The organism is Clostridium porci, from assembly GCF_009696375.1.
GTDB classification, from domain to species: domain Bacteria; phylum Bacillota; class Clostridia; order Lachnospirales; family Lachnospiraceae; genus Enterocloster; species Enterocloster porci.
Genome location: NZ_VUMD01000029.1, coordinates 13,703 through 30,764, shown reverse-complemented (window position 1 = coordinate 30,764; position 17,062 = coordinate 13,703). Strand labels below are relative to the sequence as shown.

Genomic DNA, 17,062 nt, shown 5'->3' with positions numbered 1-17,062 from the left:
GGGCTCAGCGGCATCAAAGAGGCAATCGCCGCAGCGTATCCAAAGACGGAATATCAACGCTGTATCGTGCATCAGGTGCGTAATACCATGAAATACGTGTCAGACAAAGACAGGAAGCCCTTCTGTGCGGATCTTAAAACAATCTACCAGGCGGCAGCGGAAGAAAAAGCGCTGGCCGCCCTGGAACGGGTCACGGAAAAATGGAGTGAAAGATATCCCAATTCCATGAGGAGCTGGAAACAGAACTGGGATGCCATATCCCCGATTTTCAAGTTTTTTACAGCGGTCAGAAAGGTCATATATACGACCAACGCCATTGAGAGCCTGAACGCCACTTATCGCAAGCTAAACCGCCAGAGAAGTGTGTTTCCAAGCGATACCGCACTGCTGAAAGCGTTGTACCTGTCTACGTTCGAAGCCACAAAGAAATGGACGATGCCACTGAGGAATTGGGGACAGGTTTATGGGGAACTGAGCATCATGTACGAAGGGCGGATGCTGGAATAGTCCAATCTGCCTTATTTCCCACAGGCGGATTAACCGCCTGTTCTTGACATGCAACTATAGTTACTGTTATATATAAAGCAAGGGCTGAAAGCCCAGCAAGGAATTTTCAGCCCAGTTATTACCATAGAAGATCAGCATTTACAGACGTTTCTTCACACTCTCCAATCCGCCGCTAAAGCCAAATAATCACTTAATGTTCATTTCTGATACCGTAATAAAAACTCCTGCTCCTTGTATATTATATACATACGACAGTCTTCCAGAAGCCAGTCTGTACATTAAAATAGGCAGTACGCTATCCACTCTGGAAGCATACCGCCGTAAAAATACTTGTACCAGCTTGATGTATCTCTATTTCGCACTGATTGTTTCAACAACCGGCATTCTGCGTATCCGGCGTACCGGTCCTTCTATCGCAGCTAATGCTGACACAGTCATAACAAAAGCAATGGTACAAAATTTAGAAACACCCCCTCCCCCATACATCACCTCAGCGTGAGGCAATTGTCTTCTATACAACAGCCGATGGAAGGGCAAGCCTGCCGCCAAACCAGTGAGCAATCCATAAAAAAGATAAGTAAACGTCTCTGCCTCAACCATAAAGCTGAATTGTCGGATACTGGTTCCAATAGCCCTCATTGCTCCATATTGATACATCCTTGCAGATGCGCTCATACCAATACTATTAATTATATTGATTATTCAGCTATTGCGCCCCGAACACTGTATATATTCTGCTACTCGCTTTACATTCAATGTACTATTTTTCATTCCAATTGCTGCTGCAATCCGGGCAAGCGCCGGCTGCTTTAGTCGGGCCTTCTCCATAATATCTTTCCGGAACAACACATCCTGAGTCCTTCCATCTGCCAATACTTTTTTCTGACACATTACAATGATTCTCTCATAATTATCTGCTACAAATTCCATATCATGAGTAATCGTCACAATTGCTTTTCCTCGTTCCACTAGTATCCGATTCAGCCACGACAATCTCTCCAATCCCTCCAGATCTTGTCCGGCTGTAGGCTCATCGAAAATCATAACATCACAGTTACTTGCAATTACAGATGCAATGGTTACAAATTTACGGATAGATAAGGGTAAATCATAGGGATTCATGTCCAAATACTTGTCCATTCCCGTCAGCTCTGCGGCATCCTTAATTCTCCTCTCACTTTCCTTTTTGTCAATTTTCATTTTTTTCAATCCATACTCAATCTCTTTATAAACTGTAGAGTTGAAAATCTGGTCATCTGGATTCTGGAATACATACCCCACCTTTCTTGACATCTGGGCTGTAGTGTATTTCTGCGTGGACTCTCCATTAATCAAAACATCTCCTTTACATGGCTTCATTAAACCATTCAGCAACTTCACCGTCGTAGTCTTACCTGCGCCGTTCTGACCTACAATCGCTATATTTTCCCCTGCCTCAATAGAAAAACTCACACCATCTACCGCCAGATAACCGTTGGGATACTGAAATGATATATTTTTAACTTCTACTAATGCCATCTTTTCTACACCCTTTCTAATTCGTTCCCATAGCTTTATCGATTCTATCAATTACTCCATCCACAGTAACCGGAATATCTAATAACGGTACTCCTTCCCTAATTAAATCGATGGCAATTCTGGTGCTCTGAGGGATTCGTGTATGATATTCCATACACTTAGGATTTGCAAATACTTCTTTAGGCATTCCCTCCATTACAATTCTGCCCTTATCCAGCACCACAACATGGTCTGCATATTCAGCTATATGTTCCATTTTATGCTCAACCAGAACAATCGTTTTCCCCATACCTTTCATAAGCCTTATAATTTCAAACACATCATCTGTACTCTGAGGATCTAACTGCGAAGTCGGCTCATCGATAATCAGAACCTCCTGCCCCATAACTAAAATTGCCGCAAGCGCAACCCTCTGCTGCTGCCCGCCTGATAATTGGTATGGGTTTCTATCTCGGAAATCATTTATTTTAGTCAGCTCCATAATTTCCTCTATACGCCGGTTTATTTCTACGGGAGCGACTCCCATGTTTTCCAAGCCGAATGATAGCTCCTCATACACTGTATCGGCAATTCCGCTAATTTGGGTAAATGGATTTTGAAATACAAATCCGACTTCCAATGCGGTGCTTCCTATATCTTCTTTCTGTACATCCTTCCCATTGACCAGCACGTTTCCTGATATGTCCCCTTTATAGAATTTAGGGACAAATCCGCGAATCGCATTACAAAGCGTTGTCTTTCCACTTCCGTTCGCTCCTATTATAGCACATAGTTCCCCTTTCTTCACCGATAGAGATATTTGCTTCAGCGCATCTTCCTCAGCGGTGGGATACCTGTATGATAAATCAGTTATCTTAATACAATCCATACTATTTTCCCTCCAATCACTAAGATGACTGCCGCTGCCAAAAGACAGCGGATTATCTTATCTTCTTGTGTATCCTGAACCTCTTTCAGCTTCGTCTTCTTACACGGCGCTGAAAATGCCCTTGCTTCCAGAGTAATTGCCCGTTCCTCCGCATTCACAAGTGAATTCAAAAGGAGCGGTCCCACCGACGGAAAAAATGCTTTAGCTCTTACCCAGACATTACTGTCTGTTTCAATTCCACGTGACCTCTGTGCCTCAAGAATTGCCCCCATCCTCTTAGACATCTGAGGAATGATATTTATTGTAGATAACAGTACATAGGTAGCTGAGGAGGGCAAGCCTTTTTCCTCTAGCACTGTCATTAGCTCTTTAGCATTCAGCAGCTTCCCTCCTAAAAGAATCGCAGAGCCAATTCCCAAAATCCTGGAGCTCAATGCAACCGCTCTCTGCAAACTTTCAGCTTTTACTGAAAATATCCATATTTTCCAAATAACCTGCTCCCCAGGAATAAAAAGTGACTGTAAGATAAAACAAATCAGACAAATTAAGAATATTGATTTCAGCCACAATGATATAAATTCTTTTCCCTCACCGGCTGCTGCCGCTATCAGAATCATAGCTGTGACGGTAATCAATGTTACTTTATAATCAAATACAGCCGATATTACAGCCAGCATGATAATCAGATATAAAATTGTTAATGGATTTAGATTTTTAACTCCTTTCATGTTGATTCTCCCCACATATATTTGCCTTTTCCTTTGCTGTCTTTGCTTTTCTTGCCTCAATGAATACCGAACCATTGGAAAATTTGTATAAGTATCTGTCGGACATCCCTCTGATTACCAAATAGGGAACCAGAAGAGATATAAATTTATCCGGCACCTCCGAAATGAATCTTCCAATAATCTGAGCCGGCCAAAAGGGTATGCCCGCAGATATCATTGCTCCAATTAAAATAGAAGTTCCGCTGGAAGCAAATCCCCCGAAAAATATATATGTATTAATCGTACTCAGAGCCACGGCAATAATAGATATAATAATAGATGAGATAACGAACCTGGCAATGTTTGTAAACATTTTTTTCCTTGCCATCATACCAGTTATTAGCCCTAGCACTCCCGCAACTATCGCATAGGGAAATAAAGTTGGATCTGTCATAGCATTAATTCCTATACTTAGCGCTCCTGTGAGACACCCAACCCATGGCCCTGCCAAAATTGCTACTAAAAAGGTTCCAATCATATCCAAATACACTGGAAGTTTCAACGCCAGAACTAGGCTTCCACAAATAAAGTTAATAGCGATTGCGATTGGAATAATTAAAATTGATATTAAATTAAAATCTGCTTTTAAACCCTTCTTTTTATTTGCCATTTTTCTCTCCTCCTTATACTTCTTCCTTTCCATTCAGTAGTTCCTTTACAATATTTAAATATTCAGGGAATAAATATCCAAAGAAAATTTCAAAAAATCCTTTTGCATCAGCTTTTACTGCTATTTCACAATTTTTTTTCTTATCTGGGTAGCGCTTTGTACGATATACAACAGATGCCCCGTCACACAATCCTTGTGTTTCTATATCCACAAAAGCATCTACCGTTTTCACCACATCTCGGTTAAGCAAATATACGATCGTAAGCACATCGCATAGTCTGCATCCCAGCTCTCTTTTCATATTCCAATTTCCATCTGCATAAACTCTTGTTATCTCATAGATAAATCTAGATACCGGAGTATTGATTAAATACAACAGCTCCCGAAGCGCCGGACTTAGAAACGCATAGGAAGTTGCCTCCAGACCAACCATGGTTACTTTCTTAAATCCTGCACTAAACACAATCTTAGCAGCTTCCGGATCTGTCCAGAAATTAAACTCTGCATGAGGCGACATATTACCTTCGTACTCTGCTCCGCCCATTATAATCAGTTCTTTTACGCTCTGCGCAAATTCTGAATCTCTCTGTACTGCTTCTGCTACATTGGTAAGGGGGCCAATGGCTACCAGTGTTATTTCCCCTGTTTCTGCCTTTACCTTCCGTACGAGAAAATCAACGGCATATTCTTTCTGACAATCACCTCTACAACAATCCCCGAATCCCAAATTGCCCAGTCCATCATCTCCATGATATTCTTCACAATGGCCGCTCTTACGCATTAAAGGCTTTGCATTTCCCTTATAAACTGGTATAACATTTTTTCCTGCTATCTCCAAAATCTTCAATGCATTTTTCGTTACCTTATCTATTCCTACATTTCCGTTTACGGTTGTAAGAGCTATTACCTCAAGCTCATCTTTTGCAGCCAGGGCAAGCAGAATCGCTAAGGCATCATCTATCCCAGGATCCGTATCAATAATAATCTTTTGCATATTGTTATATTACTCCTTCCATGTATGTTCGATTTCTTTCATTGTAGGAACGGATGTCTGCGCCCCTTTTCTAGTCACTGCAATTGCTGACACCTTTTGTCCAAAACGAATCGCCTCCTCGCAGCTCTTACCTTGGCTCAATGCCAATGCAAAGCCTGCTGTAAAACTATCTCCTGCCGCGGTAGTATCCACTGCCTTCACTTTATTGGCCGAAAAGAATTTTTCCTTTTCCTCTGTTAGAAATATACAACCCTTGCTTCCTAATGTTATGACAACTCCCTTCACCCCCTTTTTCAGCATCTCCCTTCCTCCTTCCTTTACTTCCTCTATTGTTTTCATCTCCTTCCCCGTAAGAATCGCAAGCTCTGTCTCATTCGGCTTAATAAAATCAATTCCTTTCCAGAAGCTTTCCGGCAGACCGCACACTGCAGGAGCAGGATCGATAATCACGGTTTTTCCAAGTCTTACTGCCATATCTTTTACATACTCCACAACCTCCACAGAGATTTCAAGCTGCATGATTACAATATCACTCTCCTGAATAAGGCGTGCATTTTTCTGTATTAGTTCTTTTGTAACTGCCCTATTTGTTCCGGCTATAACAATAATCGAATTTTCGCCTCGTTCATCTACGGTAATAAATGCCTGACCGGTTACACCATCTTCCATCACACTAATACCTGAGATATCCACTGCCACAGCTTTCAAATTCTCCCGTAATACCTGTCCGTAAGCATCTCCTCCAACCGCTCCTATCATTCCCACTTTTCCTCCAAGCTTGCCTATTGCATACGCCTGATTCGCGCCCTTACCTCCCGGAATCAGCGTAACACTTTTTCCAGATAGAGTCTCGCCACATTTTGGAATGCGGGATGTTTCCACAACAAAATCCATATTCAGACTTCCTACCACTACAATTCGTTTCATTGGTTATTTACTTCCTTTCTCCCCATCACTATATCTAAAATGGATCTCTTCTTTATATATATCCACCGCTTTCCGATCCGGCAGAGCAGGCTGAACTCCGTATCTTGTAACGCTGATTCCAGATGCATAGATAGCAAAACCGATGGACTGAACTATATCCCTACCTTCACTCAGATAAACAGCCAGCGCACTGATAAATGAATCAGCTCCTCCAGTTGTATCCACTGGTTCAAACCCGGTTCCCTCAAAATACATAGACAGTTCTCTGTTTCGCAAATAACATCCCCTGCTTCCTCTTGTCACAATAACAGTTTCTATCCCTTTCTCTCTCAGAATACCTGCTTTTTCTTCCAGACTTTTATCTCCGGGTACAAAGGTATCTAATTCTTTTTCATTTGGCACAAAATAAGCTATATCCTTCAATAAGTCTTCCCTTATTTTATCCGATGCGGAAGGCTTCAGAATTACCTCCGTATGATTTCTTTTGCAGAGCTTAATCGTATACTCCGCTATCTCACTTGGAATTTCCAATGAAAGAAGGCAATATTTTGCGTTCTGAAATAAATATTTACAGCGGTTAATCTGGGTAACGCTTAATTTCCGGTTTGCTCCCGGATAAACAACAATAGCGCTTTCTCCCTTTTCATCGACATTAATATATGCCTTGCCGCTTGGCAGCAGCCTGTCCAAAAGCACTCCATCCATATGAACATGATTTTCCATAAGGCTAGAATAAAGCTGTTTCCCATCCATATCATTTCCCAGGCATCCAATCATATAAACCTGACCTCCCAGTTTCCCTACCCCCACTGCCTGGTTCCCTCCTTTACCGCCAGGAAATACATACACCTTCTTTGCAAGCTGTGTCTCCCCGTTTACCGGGATTCTGGAAACCTCAATTGTGACATCCATATTCAAGCTGCCCACAACGATGATTTTACCGCCCTGTTTTTCCTGAGGTGGATGCACAATACTGTTCCTTTCCTTCAGAACCGGTGAAAATTTCCGCATAACTTCTGCCTGTTTTTCTTCCTGAAGCATATGAATAAGATAGCCTGCCGCGTCACAGCTCATATTTTCACCCGGAAGCTTAACCGCAGTAATTCCGCAGCCTAATATCTCCAGCAGTTTCCCGTCACCGATTGTAATCACAGAAAGCTCATCTGGAATTACTGTCCGGCTGCGCTCCATCCATTTGCAGACACAGCAGGCAATCTCCTGAGAACCGCAGACCACAGCGGTTACATCTTCACTCAGGCATTGGGGTATCCCATATTTTTCAATATCTTCTATGGAATTCCCCTCATAGGTCCACACCTTGCTGCATTGTAAATTATTTCTCTGCATTGCCAACCTATATCCATCCAGAATACTCTTATCATTCAGACGGATAATACACGCAATTTTCTGGTGTCCTGCCTCCACCAGCCTCTCGACCGCCAGTCTTCCCGCCTCCGACAAACGATAATAGAAAACTGCTTTCTGGCGCTCGTCAAATTTCTGAGTCTGATTCAGATAAACGATTGCATTTTCCAATGCTCCACCTGGTATCCGTTTTCCTGAATCAATGAGAAGACCCTCCGTTTTTTTCTTAATCATACCATCAACAATTTCTTCAATCTCTTCCTCTTCGTCCACATAACTAACAATAAGACCATAACCCTGCCTCCGGGCTTCTTGTTCCGCACCAAAAACAATATTTTCCCTTTCTCTATTGCTCCTTTTTAGTATAAGTCCTATCAGATGACTTTTCAGTCCTTCCTTTTCGCGAAACTTAAAATATGGGACATAATGCTCCTCCTCTATGATTTTCAAAACTCTCTTTTTTGTTTCCTCACCAATATCTTTATCCTTGCCATTCATAACTTTAGATACGGTTGATACAGATACTCCGGCAAGTCTAGCAATGTCCCTAATATTCATATATTCACCAACTTTCAAAAAACAGTTTAGTAAACTATTTTGACTTAACTGGATTTTATCACTCTATGCATTTTACTTCAATATTTCAAGATAACAAAACAATTTTCCGACATAATATACAATTTAATGTTTTTACTAAACAGCTTTCGCTTAAAAATTCCTGTGAAAAACTCACAAATACACGAAAACAGAAACTATTTACAAAAGAAGCGGCATCTATATACCACAGGTTTACGATGCCATTCATAAATTAAATTGTCTCAGCTTCCGCTTTCTCTATTATTGAAATCAAATATCCGCCGAAATATTAATATACAACAAAAAATACTCTGTTTTTGATAAAAGTTCAAACTATTAAACCAATTTCCAGGAGGAAACCCTACAGATGAAAAAGAAAATGAAGCAATCCACACTCTTATTATTATTAAACGGAATCTCGATTCTCATGCTGCTATTAATGGCATTCTGTCTTTTCTGCTACAGCCAGATAAATGGCAAAATTAATGCTGCCAATAGCCGCCGGTTTGAGCTTACCTACAATGCAAATCGCTTTATGAACGGCTCATCTTACCTGACCAACGAGGTAAGAGCCTATGCAGCTACCGGCCAGAAGGAGCATTATGACAATTACTGGAACGAGGTTAATACTCTGAAAAACCGCGATATTGGAGTGGAGAATATGAAATCCCTGGGCCTGACTACTCAGGAGCAGTCCATGATCGATGAAATGTCCAGCATCTCTAATACCCTTGTCCCTCTAGAGGAGAATGCCATGAAGGATGTGGCTTCCGGCAATATGAGCGACGCCATTGATTACGTTTATGGAGATGAATACAGCTCTTCCATTGCCAGGATTAATCAGATTAAATCCGACTTTCTCGTCAAGCTGGATCAGAGGGCACTTAGTGAGGTGAACCACTTGATTGGCATAAGCCATTTTATTTTATCCTGCTTCATCCTCGCTTTGATTTTTGCGATCCTGCTTCAAATTCTAAACTACTGGCTATCCAAAGAACGGGTATTTAAACCGCTTATTAAGATACGTGATGAAATGGAGCAAATTGCATCGGGTAATCTTTCCTCCGGCTTTAATCTGGAAGCGGATACCAGTGAGATCGGCATTCTGGTAGGATCTATCCACTCCACAAAGGCTGAGTTAAAGAAATATATTGAGGATATCGCATCCAAGCTTTCACAGATGGCCGAAGGAAATATGAATCAGACAATCGATATTGATTATCTGGGAGAATTTCTTCCAATCAAAAAGTCCCTCATACGGATACTGGATTCCCTGAATAGAGCTCTCCACCGCATCAATACAACCGCCGAGGATGTAGCCTCCCATTCCACGAATGTTGCTTCCTCCTCCCAGTCCGTATCTCAGGGGGCCACACAGCAGGCTGCTGCGGTTGAGGAGCTTTCCGCCTCTGCCGACAGCATATCAGCCCAGATCGGAGATATATCCGAGTGTGCAGACTGCGCCCAAACCTGCTCCAACGAAGCTGGCGGGAAGCTTATGGAAGGCACGGAAAAAATGAAGCAGCTTTCTGAAACCATGAATGTCATATCAGGCTCCTCCAACCAGATCAGCGGAATTATTAAGACCATTGAGGACATCTCCTTTCAGACGAACATCCTTGCTCTGAACGCCGCTGTGGAAGCAGCCAGAGCCGGAGCCGCGGGAAAAGGCTTTGCTGTCGTGGCAGATGAAGTACGTAATTTGGCAGCCAAGAGCTCAAAGGCAGCTAAAGATACTACTGCTTTGATCGAAAACACTCTCAATCTGGTAAAGCAGGCTGTCGACCTGGCAGAAGACACTATGTCAACTCTTGAATATGTAGGTGTAGGAGCCAGGGAATCCACGGCGCTAGTAGGAGAAATAGCAAGTGCTTCTTTGCAGCAAAAGGATCATATCCTCCAGTTGACCAGCAGTATACACCAGATTTCTGATGTCATACAGACCAACCTGGCAACGGCAGAAGAATCCAGCGCTGCGTCAGAAGATCTGTCCGGACAGGCCAAAATACTGAAAGAAGCCATAGGACGTTTCCGGCTTCGTTCCTAAAACTAAAGCGTCTTACGCTTTAAAGAAACTATCAACACGTTCTTAGATCCTCTCCCCCTGTGATACTAGCAGGCGGACAGTTATAACCCTTTGTTGTTTAAAAGAGATACCAGAAAAACCTCTCTAATACAGAAAAACACGGCTCCAGGGGGCTTTTTATACCAATTTGGAACCGTGTTTTATTTTGTAGCATTTACTCTTCCCTTACTTATTCTTTTCCACACCCAAACTGATTTTGCAGCCCATTGTGGAAAATTCCATACTGCATAATATTTCTACGGAGCTTCTTGGTACCTTTTGCCCCGTTGCCAAACATCTGAATATTTCCTGCATTTTTAAAACCGCTGAACCAACAGACTATTCCCATTCCAGCTACTTTGGAAAAGCATTAAAAAAAATTGCTGGAATTTCTCCAGAAGAATTTCGCAAAAACATAAAAATTAAAAAATCATTTTCTTTAGAACCTTACAGAGACAGTCCCCCTCTGGCTCTAGCCCGGCGATCCCGGACAGACTGTAAAACAGGAACCATAAAAATAGCTACAATGCCTCCGGCAAAGCCATTATTATACAAGTTCATTCCCCCGTATAGGATTCCTACGTTCAAAGCTACGGATGAATGAAGAAATCCGGCAGCCAGACCGGCCAGTACGCCGAACTCTCCTGCGACCGGAGCCAGGGTAGTGGAAAAAAGCAGGGCTAATAAAGGGGATGGGTCGGAGATACTCCATTTTTTGGTAAAGCTGGCCAGATACACGCCTGCCATAATAGGAGCTATATTTCTAAGATGCTTTCCTGTGGAAGCAAAGCCTGCCACTGTAAAAATTCCGCAAATGGTAGGCCCGTTCAGAACACCTCCTACCGCCAGGATAAAGCAGGTGGCAAACAATCCATTTATACCCATATTAAACACGGTAGTAGCGCCTCCCTCATCCTTAAGATAATCGGCGCCGCTGATTCCATAGGTCTGGAGTATACGTTTGTAGGACTCGAATATGCCTTTTCCCCCTACAGCCACTCCGCAAATAATCATGCATCCAAAAAGAAGGAGCAGCAACAAGGCAAACATCTGGCTATAGCCTGTAGACCAGATAAGGCGGGACTCCACCTCCATGCCAAAGGATTTTTTTATAGATACAATAACCGTAGCGATAATTCCAGCCGCAAAGCCTACATTGTACAGAGAATACCCCATGTGAGCATAATGGACATGGGTAGACAGCGGCGGAAGCACAAATCCAATCACAAGGCCCACTCCTAAGGTGAGCATAAGTCTCAACGGCAGCGGCCCGCTGCCCATCTGCATCATCTGAGTGATAATCGGAGACAAGCTGGTTCCATATAAACCGATATAAATGTATCTTCTCATGGAGGCCCTGTGATAACGGGCGTAGAGATACACACCTGCTAAAATCGCCCATATATTAAGAATGTTTTTACCAAATAAGGAAAAACCAAACATCAGGAAGCTGGATGTAATGGTATGTCCATCCATGTCCATACCCATACAATATATGATTCCGATACTCATAAGGGTAAGCACGCCCGCGTTAATCAGAGCTGCTCCCACTCCTCCCACTACAAAGTAATCAGTAATGAGAAAATCCGGCTCTCTGATAATGGCTATCATGCCAGGGATAATCTCCTGTATGGGCTGTGCCATCAGCCCTATCACAATAAAATAAATCGGAATCAGTGACAATAAAAAAAATTTCTGTTTCCTTGTCAGAGATTTCAATTCATGGAAATTCTCCAGATACTTCATATCAATTTTCCTCCCAGCCGCATCTCTTTCTATCATAAGAAATAAACAGCTATTTGATAAAGACCCCTTTTGTATAAATGATCAAACAATATGTATTTTTTGTACCGCTCCAATACCCATAAAAAACAAGGGCCTGTCATCCCCAGTTACGGGCATTCTCAGGTCCTTGCTCTCTGAGCTTGACGCTTATGCGTCCCTTCCTGTACGTGAATAAAACGTAATCAGATACAGGCCGCATAATCCAACCAGCGCATAGATGATTCTGGTAACCCAGGACGCAGATCCGAAGAGCCACGAAACCAGGTTAAAATTAAAGAATCCGACCAGCCCCCAGTTAATCGCGCCAATCAGACTTACTGTGAGAGCTGTACAGTCCAACGCTTTATTTCCCATGGATATAACCTCCTACTCATATTTCTTATGTCCAATGATATTATTTACAAAAGGAGGAAATTTTATACACATATCCTTACGTCAATGGTATTGTCATTCAATGTGGTAGCGTCTTCCATATCCGAAAGGCGCTCATGGCGGAGCGTATGAATCAGCCAGTCCTCAGGGTGAAAAAGCAGCTTAATAAATCCTTTTGGCCTGTCCGTTTCAGCAGCGTCAGAAGCCGCTCCGGATGGTGGAGGGACTTCTAATACCGGTGCCTTCTTCTGCAAAGTAATCCCTTTAATATAGAACGCTCCGGCTTCCATCTGTCTCTGCCAGCAATCTGCAGGATACAGGACAGTCATAGAGACCGACTGCTTTCTGAAGTAAGGTCATAAGAGAAGCCCTTTATGCTTTCCAGTCACAGTACGAGGGGCATTACCTGCCGCCTCTTACAGCATATGCTTTCTCAGTTCAGATCCGTCTGCCGCACTCAGATAAGACGGAGCAATATCAAATACAGTTTTACAGCCCTTCTGACCCTCCCGGCTTAAGCGGAAGGCCGCTCTGGCATAGGCCGCAATCACAGAGGCCGTAAATTCAGGATTAGAATCCAGTTTCAGACTGTACTCAATCACATGCTTATTCTCATTTTCCCAGCCCGTAGCCCCGGTCCGAATCACAAAGCCTCCGTGGGGAATGCCAGCATGATCTCTTAAAAGCTCCTCCTCTGTAATAAAATGCACCGTTGTATCATAATCCGCAAAATAGTTCGGCATAGTGACAATGGCTGTCTCAATGGCTTTTAGATCAGCTCCCTCGTTTGCCACTACAAAGCACTCCCTCGTATGCTTCTCCCGGGTGTTAAGCTCTGGATTGGTTCCCCTGCGTACTGCATCCAGAGCTGTATCCACAGGAATCGTATACTGTCTTGCATCCTTTACCCCCTCAATTCTTCGTATCGCATCGGAATGTCCCTGGCTTACTCCCTTTCCCCAAAAGGTGTAGTCCTTTCCTTCCGGCAGTATGGCGTTAGCGTAAAGGCGGTTCAGGGAAAACATGCCCGGATCCCAGCCTACGGAAATAATTCCCACATGTCCGCTTTCCTTAGCTGCCTTGTCTACTGCCTCATAGTGCTCCGGAATCCTTGCATGGGTGTCAAAGCTGTCAACTACATTAAAATATTTCGCCATCTCAGGAGTCTGCTTTGGAAGATCCGTGGCGCTCCCCCCACAAAGAATCATCACATCAATCTGATCCTTCATGGAAGGAGCCTCATTCACAGAGCACACCCTTGCGCCTTCAGTTAGTACCTTAAGCTTGGACGGCTCCCTTCTGGTAAAGACAGCTGCCAGCTCCATGTCCTGATTATGCTTAATCGCACATTCAACGCCTCTACCCAGATTGCCGTAACCAAAAATTCCAACTCTGATTGCCATCATTAAACTCTCCTTTGTGTCCTCGGCCCTGTGTGTAAAGGGGGGACGATTTTAATTTTTAAAAATTATACTATAATTGGAGTTTTCTGGCAAGTATCTGAGGAATAATCTCGCATCAGCGGCTGCCACAATAATCTCGCACAGAGATCGAAAGCATGGCAAGGAGACAGGCAGTCAGGACGGCTCAGGAGCCTCCAGCTCCTCCTTTAAGGGCCAATCCCTTTCAATATAAAACAGCTCCTCCATCATCAGCCAGTTGGCCCGGAATAAACTCATCAGCTGCCAATAGCCTGTGCCTGAAAGACCATACTCCTTCACCAGATCGAACTTGGCCTTTATACTTCTCACATCCTCAAACCATACCTCATGCTGTATTCCATACTGCCAGTAACGGAAAAAAGGAGACATAGCAGTTTCATCAAACTGTATGTTTGTTCCGTGGTCAATGGCAAGCTGTATTGCTGCCTGATGGCTTAAGGTCTGCGCTTTGGTTACGCCCCGTTCATAAGGAAGCGGCCAGTCATATCCGTAATTGGGGATTCCAAGGCTGATCTTCTCCCTGGGAATCACAGACACAGCGTAATCCACCACTCTGCGCACCATATTAACAGGCGCTACAGCCATAGGCGGCCCGTAGGTGTAGCCCCACTCATAGGCCATTAAAAGAACACGGTTGGCCGCCTCTCCCAAAAGACGGTAGTCAATACCCTCATACAACAGCCCCCTCTGCTGGGCAGAGGTCTTAGGAGCCAGCGCTACAGAGACGGTATATCCAAATAAGTTCATCACCTGAGTTGTTTTTCTCACAAAGGCAGCCATCTCTTCCCGATCCTCTGCCAGAACATACTCAAAATCAATATCCACACCGGCGAACCCCTTCTCCTGAAGCGTCTGGCCCAGCTCCCAGATAAGATGCTGCTGCACCTCCTGATTTCTCACCAGATTAGACACCAGATTATTGTTAAACCGGCCGTCCTCTCCCAGAGGAGTAAGGGTTAAAATTGGACGGACGCCCTTCTCCCATGCCCGGCCTATCATCCATTGATCATCTGCCATAGGCGGAATCAAATTGCCCTCCATGGTAAAACCGTAGGAAAAAACATTGATAGAGGTAAGATACAAAAGAGTTTCATCCAGTACCTCCTGACGTATAAAGGGATAAGCGTAACCGCCGGAATGGAGAGGCCTCCTGTCTGTTGCCGCTGTTCCGTCAGAGATAAAAAGAGCCTGGCCAACGGCCAGGCGAAAGGGATATGGGATCTGATTGTCCCTTATGAGGGTTTCTACCGGAATACCTGCCAGGGCCACAATGGAGTCCACATTATCCCCCTGCTTTACTACGTAAATGTCCAATCTTCTGCTCCTTGAGCTGTGATTGATACAATATATATGCCGTCACAGGGCAGTCAATGCGTCAGCGCATATACCGCTTAATCCACCAGCCGCTTATCCATCCATTTTCCGCTTCTCACCCGTATATAGGAGAATACAAAGCCAATGGCCCATCCGGTAGGTATGGACCACCAGATAGCGCTTTCACCGATAAAATAAGCCAGCAAATAAGCAATTATCACCCGGGAGAACAGATTAACCATTGAACTGAACATAAATGCCCCCATATCTCCGGCTCCCCGCAGCAGGCCAGTTCCCACAAACAAGGCTCCCATCAGGATATAGAACACAGACACTGTCTTCATGTAGCTGAGTCCGTAGCTCATAGCGCTTCCTGCCTCTCCCTGCTCCAGAAATAATCCCAGAAGCTGAGGTCCAAACAGATATATAAGCAAGGTAATGATCAGTGAAAATGCCACCACCATAAGCATGCTGGCTTTATACCCCTCCCTCACCCGCTCCGTTTTCCCGGCTCCCATATTCTGAGCCGTATAGCTGGACATAGCATTAGAAAAGTTCATATTAGGCAGCATTGCCAGGGTATCTATCTTGGTGGCGGCCGTATATCCAGCTACAAACACCTTTCCGTAGGAGTTAACCAGCCCCTGCATGATCATCATGCTGAGGGAAACAATGGACTGCTGCAGCATAGAGGGTATTCCAACCTTTGCGATGCGCTCCGCAGAGGATTTATCAAAAAACGAAAATTTCAATCCTCTTGCATCCTCCTCATTCTCCATCCTCCTCATGCGATGTATCAGCACACAGAAAGAGATAAAGGCACATAATCCCTGGGCAATCAGGGTAGCCCAGGCCACGCCTGCCACACCCATATGAAACTTAATAACAAACAGCAAATCCAAAACAATATTGGTTAAAGCGGACACGATCAAAAATTTAAGAGGCGTCTGGCTGTCTCCCAGAGCATTATAGATACCGTTCAGGGAATTATACAAAAAGAGGAACACGGCTCCTCCAAAGTAAATCTTCAGATATATAAGGGAATCTGCCATGATATCCGGATCGGTCCCCAGAAGCTTCAAAAGAGGCCCTGAAATCAGCTCTCCCATTCCCATAATCAAAAGCCCTATAAGCCCCAGAGAAATCAGAGCCGTAGATACCGTCACCTTCATCTCCCGTATCTTTCCTGCCCCGAAGAACTGGGAGATAACCACCGTACATCCCATAGACAGACCTGATGCCACTGCTACAGACAGAAATACAACCGGGAAGGAGGAACCTACCGCCGCCAAGGCGTCCTCTCCCACAAACCGTCCCACTACCATGGAATCCACCATATTATAAAGTTGCTGAAACAAGTTTCCCACCACCATAGGAACAGCAAATAAAAACAAAAGCTTAAGGGGCTTTCCCTCTGTCAGATTATTGACCATCGTCATCTTCTCCTTGTCTGTGTCTGTACTCTATTACATTATCAGCGATCCGCTTAACAAAATCCTGATAAAGCCTTCGCTCCTCCTCTGAAAATCCGTCATAGCAGATCTCATCCCACCTGCGGAATATAGCATCAATCTCTGAAACTATCTGCTCCCCCTCCGTGGTAAGGCTTACCAGCTTCTGACGCTTATTCTGCTGGTTCACCTTTCGGCATACCAGTTCTCTCTCCTCCAATTCCGAAAGAGCTCTGGCAATTCGTCCTTTATCTATATTAAAGTGCTGCCCTATCTCTTCCTGGGTACAGCAATTTTTACTCAAAAAAAACAGCATTTTCCCCTCTAAGGGCTGAATCCTGTACTTATCCAGCTCGGACCGTATGTACAAAAGCTCGCATCTGCGATAGATTCCTGTATAGCGGTTCACTACTAACGCCTCCCACTTAATTGTATAATACAACAGTTGTGACAAACAACAATTCTACTCCTTATTTCCTAATCTGTCAAGAAAAAACAGTA

General features: G+C 43.9%; 17 protein-coding genes. 2 read left to right on the top strand and 15 right to left on the bottom strand.

The features are described 5' to 3' along the window. Nucleotides 1–507, top strand: a 507-nt coding sequence (locus FYJ39_RS19285; protein WP_195840483.1) for an IS256 family transposase, incomplete at its 5' end; no start/stop codon positions are given. A gap of 351 nt (nucleotides 508–858) precedes the next feature. Here the strand turns inward: FYJ39_RS19285 and FYJ39_RS19280 are convergent. Genes FYJ39_RS19280 through FYJ39_RS19245 form a run of 8 tightly spaced genes read right to left on the bottom strand, consistent with a single transcriptional unit; the run spans nucleotide 859 to nucleotide 8,114 of the window. Continuing rightward, nucleotides 859–1,197, bottom strand: coding sequence for an FtsX-like permease family protein (locus tag FYJ39_RS19280; protein WP_328597578.1), 339 nt, complete (start codon nucleotides 1,195–1,197; stop codon nucleotides 859–861). 12 nt (nucleotides 1,198–1,209) lie between these two features. Beyond that, complete coding sequence (locus FYJ39_RS19275; protein WP_154473961.1) at nucleotides 1,210–2,025, bottom strand: energy-coupling factor ABC transporter ATP-binding protein; 816 nt, start codon at nucleotides 2,023–2,025, stop codon at nucleotides 1,210–1,212. Nucleotides 2,026–2,041: 16 nt separating this feature from the next. After that, nucleotides 2,042–2,893, bottom strand: coding sequence for an energy-coupling factor ABC transporter ATP-binding protein (locus FYJ39_RS19270; protein WP_154473960.1), 852 nt, complete (start codon nucleotides 2,891–2,893; stop codon nucleotides 2,042–2,044). After that, nucleotides 2,875–3,621, bottom strand: a complete 747-nt coding sequence (locus tag FYJ39_RS19265; RefSeq protein ID WP_195840482.1) for an energy-coupling factor transporter transmembrane component T — start codon at nucleotides 3,619–3,621, stop codon at nucleotides 2,875–2,877. The genes FYJ39_RS19270 and FYJ39_RS19265 overlap by 19 nt, the downstream gene beginning before the upstream one ends. Continuing rightward, nucleotides 3,608–4,303 (bottom strand): hypothetical protein, encoded by a 696-nt coding sequence (locus FYJ39_RS19260; RefSeq protein ID WP_154473958.1) that lies wholly within the window; start codon nucleotides 4,301–4,303, stop codon nucleotides 3,608–3,610. The genes FYJ39_RS19265 and FYJ39_RS19260 overlap by 14 nt, the downstream gene beginning before the upstream one ends. After that, the gene (locus tag FYJ39_RS19255; protein WP_154473957.1) at nucleotides 4,284–5,264 is read right to left on the bottom strand and encodes a nucleoside hydrolase; all 981 of its coding nucleotides are present in this window, start codon (nucleotides 5,262–5,264) and stop codon (nucleotides 4,284–4,286) included. The genes FYJ39_RS19260 and FYJ39_RS19255 overlap by 20 nt, the downstream gene beginning before the upstream one ends. A 9-nt stretch (nucleotides 5,265–5,273) precedes the next feature. Continuing rightward, the gene (rbsK, locus tag FYJ39_RS19250; RefSeq protein ID WP_154473956.1) at nucleotides 5,274–6,191 is read right to left on the bottom strand and encodes a ribokinase; all 918 of its coding nucleotides are present in this window, start codon (nucleotides 6,189–6,191) and stop codon (nucleotides 5,274–5,276) included. Nucleotides 6,192–6,194: 3 nt separating this feature from the next. Then, on the bottom strand, nucleotides 6,195–8,114 hold the full coding sequence (locus FYJ39_RS19245) for a PfkB family carbohydrate kinase (RefSeq protein ID WP_154473955.1): 1,920 nt from the start codon (nucleotides 8,112–8,114) through the stop codon (nucleotides 6,195–6,197). 385 nt (nucleotides 8,115–8,499) lie between these two features. Between FYJ39_RS19245 and FYJ39_RS19240 the strand changes: the two genes are divergently transcribed. Then, nucleotides 8,500–10,179 (top strand): methyl-accepting chemotaxis protein, encoded by a 1,680-nt coding sequence (locus tag FYJ39_RS19240; RefSeq protein WP_154473954.1) that lies wholly within the window; start codon nucleotides 8,500–8,502, stop codon nucleotides 10,177–10,179. A 465-nt stretch (nucleotides 10,180–10,644) separates the two neighbouring features. Here the strand turns inward: FYJ39_RS19240 and FYJ39_RS19235 are convergent, their stop codons facing one another. From FYJ39_RS19235 to FYJ39_RS19205, 7 genes are all read right to left on the bottom strand, one after another. Further along, nucleotides 10,645–11,943 (bottom strand): DUF1576 domain-containing protein, encoded by a 1,299-nt coding sequence (locus tag FYJ39_RS19235; protein ID WP_154473953.1) that lies wholly within the window; start codon nucleotides 11,941–11,943, stop codon nucleotides 10,645–10,647. 186 nt (nucleotides 11,944–12,129) lie between these two features. Next, complete coding sequence (locus tag FYJ39_RS19230) at nucleotides 12,130–12,336, bottom strand: DUF378 domain-containing protein (protein WP_154473952.1); 207 nt, start codon at nucleotides 12,334–12,336, stop codon at nucleotides 12,130–12,132. A gap of 62 nt (nucleotides 12,337–12,398) precedes the next feature. Next, nucleotides 12,399–12,683: a hypothetical protein gene (locus FYJ39_RS19225; protein ID WP_154473951.1), complete on the bottom strand. Its 285-nt coding sequence runs from the start codon at nucleotides 12,681–12,683 to the stop codon at nucleotides 12,399–12,401. An 87-nt stretch (nucleotides 12,684–12,770) separates the two neighbouring features. Next, nucleotides 12,771–13,757, bottom strand: coding sequence for a diaminopimelate dehydrogenase (locus FYJ39_RS19220; protein WP_154473966.1), 987 nt, complete (start codon nucleotides 13,755–13,757; stop codon nucleotides 12,771–12,773). 174 nt (nucleotides 13,758–13,931) lie between these two features. Continuing rightward, complete coding sequence (locus tag FYJ39_RS19215) at nucleotides 13,932–15,110, bottom strand: glycosyl hydrolase family 18 protein (RefSeq protein ID WP_154473950.1); 1,179 nt, start codon at nucleotides 15,108–15,110, stop codon at nucleotides 13,932–13,934. Between the two features lie 77 nt (nucleotides 15,111–15,187). Further along, nucleotides 15,188–16,543: an MATE family efflux transporter gene (locus tag FYJ39_RS19210; protein ID WP_154473949.1), complete on the bottom strand. Its 1,356-nt coding sequence runs from the start codon at nucleotides 16,541–16,543 to the stop codon at nucleotides 15,188–15,190. After that, a complete protein-coding gene (locus FYJ39_RS19205; protein WP_178258650.1) occupies nucleotides 16,533–16,970 on the bottom strand; it encodes a MarR family winged helix-turn-helix transcriptional regulator in 438 nt (145 codons plus the stop codon). The genes FYJ39_RS19210 and FYJ39_RS19205 overlap by 11 nt, the downstream gene beginning before the upstream one ends. Nucleotides 16,971–17,062 lie beyond the last annotated feature (92 nt).

What these genes read in the sequence shown, in the direction of transcription:
- FYJ39_RS19275 (WP_154473961.1), bottom strand. Translation starts at nt 2,025, where the DNA reads ATGGCATTAGTAGAAGTTAAAAATATATCATTTCAGTATCCCAACGGT.
- FYJ39_RS19270 (WP_154473960.1), bottom strand. Translation starts at nt 2,893, where the DNA reads ATGGATTGTATTAAGATAACTGATTTATCATACAGGTATCCCACCGCT.
- FYJ39_RS19265 (WP_195840482.1), bottom strand. Translation starts at nt 3,621, where the DNA reads ATGAAAGGAGTTAAAAATCTAAATCCATTAACAATTTTATATCTGATT.
- FYJ39_RS19260 (WP_154473958.1), bottom strand. Translation starts at nt 4,303, where the DNA reads ATGGAAAGGAAGAAGTATAAGGAGGAGAGAAAAATGGCAAATAAAAAG.
- FYJ39_RS19255 (WP_154473957.1), bottom strand. Translation starts at nt 5,264, where the DNA reads ATGCAAAAGATTATTATTGATACGGATCCTGGGATAGATGATGCCTTA.
- rbsK (WP_154473956.1), bottom strand. Translation starts at nt 6,191, where the DNA reads ATGAAACGAATTGTAGTGGTAGGAAGTCTGAATATGGATTTTGTTGTG.
- FYJ39_RS19245 (WP_154473955.1), bottom strand. Translation starts at nt 8,114, where the DNA reads ATGAATATTAGGGACATTGCTAGACTTGCCGGAGTATCTGTATCAACC.
- FYJ39_RS19240 (WP_154473954.1), top strand. Translation starts at nt 8,500, where the DNA reads ATGAAAAAGAAAATGAAGCAATCCACACTCTTATTATTATTAAACGGA.
- FYJ39_RS19235 (WP_154473953.1), bottom strand. Translation starts at nt 11,943, where the DNA reads ATGAAGTATCTGGAGAATTTCCATGAATTGAAATCTCTGACAAGGAAA.
- FYJ39_RS19230 (WP_154473952.1), bottom strand. Translation starts at nt 12,336, where the DNA reads ATGGGAAATAAAGCGTTGGACTGTACAGCTCTCACAGTAAGTCTGATT.
- FYJ39_RS19225 (WP_154473951.1), bottom strand. Translation starts at nt 12,683, where the DNA reads ATGACTGTCCTGTATCCTGCAGATTGCTGGCAGAGACAGATGGAAGCC.
- FYJ39_RS19220 (WP_154473966.1), bottom strand. Translation starts at nt 13,757, where the DNA reads ATGGCAATCAGAGTTGGAATTTTTGGTTACGGCAATCTGGGTAGAGGC.
- FYJ39_RS19210 (WP_154473949.1), bottom strand. Translation starts at nt 16,543, where the DNA reads ATGGTCAATAATCTGACAGAGGGAAAGCCCCTTAAGCTTTTGTTTTTA.